Origin of the sequence: uncultured Campylobacter sp. (assembly GCF_938045775.1) — a bacterium.
In the GTDB taxonomy this organism is placed as follows: Bacteria; Campylobacterota; Campylobacteria; order Campylobacterales; family Campylobacteraceae; genus Campylobacter_B.
This window is the reverse complement of record NZ_CALIBH010000049.1, coordinates 1-4,307: the sequence shown is the minus strand read 5'-3', so window position 1 is coordinate 4,307 and position 4,307 is coordinate 1. Positions and strand designations below refer to the sequence as shown.

Below are 4,307 nucleotides of genomic sequence, written 5' to 3'. Positions count from 1 at the left end.
AGATCGGATCGAAGAGGTGCTGAAGCTGGCGCTGGTCTAAATTTAAAGCGCCGTTTTAAATTTGGCCGCTTTAGCCGCGCGCTTCGGCGGAATTTTGAAATATTTATAGCGGCGCGTTTTGCCCACGTAAAATTTCTATCGCCAAAATTCATACCCGTTTGAGGTGGCGTGAAATTTTATTGCGTAACTGGACATTGACGCGCTTGCGGCAAAATTTCTTGTAACGATGCGGCAAACGTAAAATTTCATAGAATTTTGCATTCACACGATCGCGTAATGCTGTAAAATTTTATGACCGTTTAAAATTTAGCTCCGCTTCTAGCCCAAAATTTTATGAAATTTATCTCGTAAAAGGAATAAAATGTTTGATTTTAAAAAAGAGCTTAGACAGCTTTACGCGCCAAAGCAAGTGCCGCAAATTTTAACCGTCCCGCCTGCAAATTTCGTCTGCGTCCGAGGCGAAGGCTTGTTTAATGTGAAGTTAAATTTTATCCGAGCGTTAGCGACAACAAAAACGGACAAGCAAATATGAAACAAAAAGATTTCGTGATAGCGGCAATGATAGAGCTTGGCGGTGCGGCGACTCTATCACAACTTTATTCTGCGACCGACGTTAGCTCATGGCCGACGAGAGCGCCATTTGCTTCTATACGGCGTATCGTGCAAGAAAATGCGGAGTTTTTTAAGATTCGCCCGGGTCTTTGGGGCTTAAAGTCGCTTGAGACGCAAATTTTAAAAGAGTTTGAAAGTGGCGCGAATCCGCGAGATAGCTTCACTCACTCCTATTTTCAAGGCCTTATCGTAGAGATCGGCAACCTGCGCAAATTTCAAACCTATGTGCCGCCACAGGATAAAAATAAAAGCTTCGTCGCAAGCAAAAAGCTGGACGACCTCACTTCGCTAAAGGCGATTTACGAATTTGCCTACCCGAGCATACTAAACAAGGCGCGCAGCGTCGATGCGATCTGGTTTAACGAGCGAAATCTACCTTACGCGTTTTTCGAGGTTGAGCACTCGACGGACTTTAAAAATTCTCTCAATAAATTTTACGAACTTCAGGACTTTAACGCCAAAATGTTTATCGTCGCGGATGAGGGCAGGTTGAGGCAGTTTCAAAGCGTGATAAGCGCGTCGATATACAAAGATATTGCCGGTAACGTGAAATTTGCGAGCTACGAAAGTATCGCTAAACAATACGACTTAGAAAGCGAGAGCACGAAAGTAAAAATGGGGGTTTGATGAAAGAATTTGAAGTAGAGATCACCGAAACTTTGGCGAAAAAGGTCGTGATTAAAGCGAAAAATAAAGAAGAAGCGTGTAAGATCGCGCGGACGGCTTACGAAAATTGCGAGATCGTTTTGAGTGCAGAGAACTTCGTCTGCGCGGACTTTAAAGCGACGATCGCGGACGAGCCGAAAACTGAAATTTAGGAAATTTATGGAACCAAATTTAACGAAATTCGATGACTTTTTACGCTCACTTAGAAAAACAAATGCAAGCCTTGACTACTTTACCGACTTTGAAAAATGCGGCAAAAATCTAAAAGCCGTTTCTATTAAGCTCCACACGCTTGATTTTTTACTCGGTTCAAAGGATTTGAAAACAGATATTTTCACTCTTTTCGGGCAAAACAAATGGTGTTTCGATGTGTTAAATTTACTCATTGCCGTTCGCGATAAAAACACGGACGTGATAGCGACTAGCGGTGAGCTAACGAAACTCGGAACGTATTTTAAAAGTCCCGAAAAAATTTATGAGTTTTGCCAAGAAAGCGGACTAGATAAAATTTTTACGGACGGAAAGGTTAAAAATTTGCACGATTACGTATTTGGCGTGGAAGTTGGACTCGATACAAATGCGCGAAAAAATCGCGGAGGCGTAAATTTCGCACGAACGATTTCAGAGTATCTTAAAAGTGAAAATATCTGCTTTCAAACCGAGGTCAGCAGTAGGAATTTTGCTCTAAATTTAGGAAGCGATCAAAAGATTTTCGATTTCGTCATTAGCATAGGCGGCGTAACATATCTGATCGAGGCGAATTTTTACGGCACGGGCGGCTCGAAGCTAAATGAAGTCGCAAGGTCTTATATCGAAATAGCACAAAAGATCGCGCTTTGTGGCGGATTTAAATTTATCTGGATAACCGACGGACAGGGGTGGCTGGCGGCTAAAAACAAACTGGAAGAAGCCTACAAAAGCGTTAAAATTTATAATCTCGCCACGCTTTATTACTTTATAAAAGAGCTTAAAAATGTTTAAGTTAGCCGATGATTTTAAGCTTTTTAAAGGCGATTGCTTCAATATTTTGCCTAAATTTAAAGGCGAGTTTGATCTTATCTTTGCCGATCCGCCCTATTTTCTCTCAAACGATGGACTCAGTATTCAAAACGGGCAAATCGTAAGCGTAAACAAGGGCGAGTGGGACAAAAGCTACGGTATTGACGAGATAGATAAATTTAATCTCGAATGGCTCGCGCTCGCCAAAGATGCACTCGCAAACAACGGCAGCGTAATGATAAGCGGGACGTATCACAATATATTTTCGATCGGTCGGGCGCTACAAAAGCTGGACTACAAAATCCTAAACGTCATCACGTGGGCGAAGACCAATCCGCCGCCGAATTTCAGCTGCCGCTATCTCACGCACGGCTCGGAACAGATCATCTGGGCAAGAAAAAGCGAGAAATTTAAGCATATTTTCAACTACGAGCTAATGAAAAAGCTAAACGGCGACAAGCAGATGCGCGACGTGTGGAGCTTGCCCGCGATCGCGCCGTGGGAGAAGGCGTGCGGCAAGCATCCGACGCAAAAACCACTGCCGCTTTTGGTGCGATTAATCTTAATGGCGAGCACTCAAAATAGCGTCGTTTGTGATCCTTTTGCAGGCTCTGCGACGACCGGCGTAGCTGCGAATTTACTAGGACGAAAATTCGTAGGTATCGAAAAAGAGGACGAGTTTATAGATATCGCCGTAAAACGCAAACGCGAGCTGGACGCGAATTTCGCCAAATTTAGGCGAAAGATTGCGGATTTGCGACTATTAGAACAAGAGAGTTTGAAGTTTTAAAATTTAAGCATTGAATTTTAGTGCGCTTTTTGCTTCGCAAATTTGTAACCCGCAAAAGAAATATACGTTGCTAGTTTTAAAATTTTAAGCTTCGCAGGCTATTTGTTATTCGCCGCGTTTGCTACCGTCTTTTTCACTCCGCTAAAGCAGCTTGCGAGCAAGAGGAAACTCCAAGCTGTGGCTTGAGCCGATTCTTAAAAAGCTGCGAATGTAAGGCATGAAGTAAGGACGGGAGTTTGCGTGCGATTAAATTTAAAACCGCCTCATCAGCCATGCGATATTTTCACTCATCTTGTCGCGTTCAAAATTTACAATACAACTTCGAAGATTATTTTGCAATGCCCTCCTTATCCATCCGCTCAAATTTAAATCTTTGCCTATTTTTGCTACATTTGTCTAAATTTAATTCCGCCTACCTTGCTCATCGCGCCGCGCCCAAACCCAAAAGTTAACCCCAGCTTAAGCATAAGCTTATATACTTTGGCTTTAAATTTAAGGCGGCAAATGAGATCACAGAGCGAATTTTTCGGCGTTTTCATCACGCTTCTTGGCGGCGTATTATGGGGATTTAGCAGTGTTTGCGGGCAGTATCTGTTCACGCAAAAGGGCGTCAGCGCCGACTGGCTCGTGCCCTACCGCCTAGGCCTCGCCGGGCTTGCGATGGTAGCGTATTACATCGCTCGCTCGCCGCGCCTAGCCCTCGCTCCGCTAAAAGATCGCGTGCTTTTGCCGCAGCTGCTCATCTACGCGTTTTTTGGGCTTATGATGACACAGTATTCGTACTTTTGCGGTGTCGAGCTCTCAAACGCCGCCGTCGCGACCGTGATCCAGTACTCCGCGCCCGCGCTCATCCTTGCCGTCGTTTGCTTTTTAGAACGACGCGTGCCTAAAAAGGTCGAGCTCATCGCGCTCATTTTCGCGGTGCTGGGCGTCGTGTTGCTCGCCACTCACGGCGACCTTGGCTCGCTCGTTATCAGCGCAGAGGCGCTGGTTTGGTGCCTCATTAGCGCGCTTGGCGTCGTGATCTACAGCCTCATCCCGACTAAGCTAAATCAAAAATACCCCGTCGCGTTAAATTTAGGCTGGGGCATGGTCATCGGCGGTGGCGCGCTTGCGCTTTACACGCGGGTTTGGCAGCTAAAGGGCGTGAGCGACGCGCAGGGCTTTGCGGCGCTTGCGGCGGTGGTGATTTTGGGCACGATATGCGCGTTTAGCTTTTACATGACGGGGCTAAAGATAA

Annotated in this window: 6 protein-coding genes; all 6 read left to right on the top strand. The window is 45.3% G+C overall.

Going from position 1 to position 4,307, the window contains the following annotated elements; all coding sequences use genetic code 11:
• Positions 1 to 361: 361 nt before the first annotated feature.
• Positions 362 to 532, top strand: a complete 171-nt coding sequence (locus Q0238_RS01450) for a hypothetical protein (RefSeq protein ID WP_297942173.1) — start codon at positions 362 to 364, stop codon at positions 530 to 532.
• Positions 529 to 1,239, top strand: coding sequence for a hypothetical protein (locus tag Q0238_RS01445; RefSeq protein WP_297942171.1), 711 nt, complete (start codon positions 529 to 531; stop codon positions 1,237 to 1,239). The genes Q0238_RS01450 and Q0238_RS01445 overlap by 4 nt, the downstream gene beginning before the upstream one ends.
• Positions 1,239 to 1,430: a DpnD/PcfM family protein gene (locus Q0238_RS01440; protein ID WP_040304414.1), complete on the top strand. Its 192-nt coding sequence runs from the start codon at positions 1,239 to 1,241 to the stop codon at positions 1,428 to 1,430. Before Q0238_RS01445 ends, Q0238_RS01440 begins: the two co-directional genes overlap by 1 nt.
• A 7-nt stretch (positions 1,431 to 1,437) precedes the next feature.
• Positions 1,438 to 2,259: a type II restriction endonuclease gene (locus Q0238_RS01435; RefSeq protein WP_005873105.1), complete on the top strand. Its 822-nt coding sequence runs from the start codon at positions 1,438 to 1,440 to the stop codon at positions 2,257 to 2,259.
• Complete coding sequence (locus Q0238_RS01430; RefSeq protein ID WP_297942165.1) at positions 2,252 to 3,067, top strand: site-specific DNA-methyltransferase; 816 nt, start codon at positions 2,252 to 2,254, stop codon at positions 3,065 to 3,067. The genes Q0238_RS01435 and Q0238_RS01430 overlap by 8 nt, the downstream gene beginning before the upstream one ends.
• 504 nt (positions 3,068 to 3,571) lie before the next feature.
• Positions 3,572 to 4,307, top strand: a 736-nt coding sequence (locus Q0238_RS01425) for a DMT family transporter (protein WP_297942163.1), incomplete at its 3' end; no start/stop codon positions are given.

What these genes read in the sequence shown, in the direction of transcription:
- Q0238_RS01450 (WP_297942173.1), top strand. Translation starts at nt 362, where the DNA reads ATGTTTGATTTTAAAAAAGAGCTTAGACAGCTTTACGCGCCAAAGCAA.
- Q0238_RS01445 (WP_297942171.1), top strand. Translation starts at nt 529, where the DNA reads ATGAAACAAAAAGATTTCGTGATAGCGGCAATGATAGAGCTTGGCGGT.
- Q0238_RS01440 (WP_040304414.1), top strand. Translation starts at nt 1,239, where the DNA reads ATGAAAGAATTTGAAGTAGAGATCACCGAAACTTTGGCGAAAAAGGTC.
- Q0238_RS01435 (WP_005873105.1), top strand. Translation starts at nt 1,438, where the DNA reads ATGGAACCAAATTTAACGAAATTCGATGACTTTTTACGCTCACTTAGA.
- Q0238_RS01430 (WP_297942165.1), top strand. Translation starts at nt 2,252, where the DNA reads ATGTTTAAGTTAGCCGATGATTTTAAGCTTTTTAAAGGCGATTGCTTC.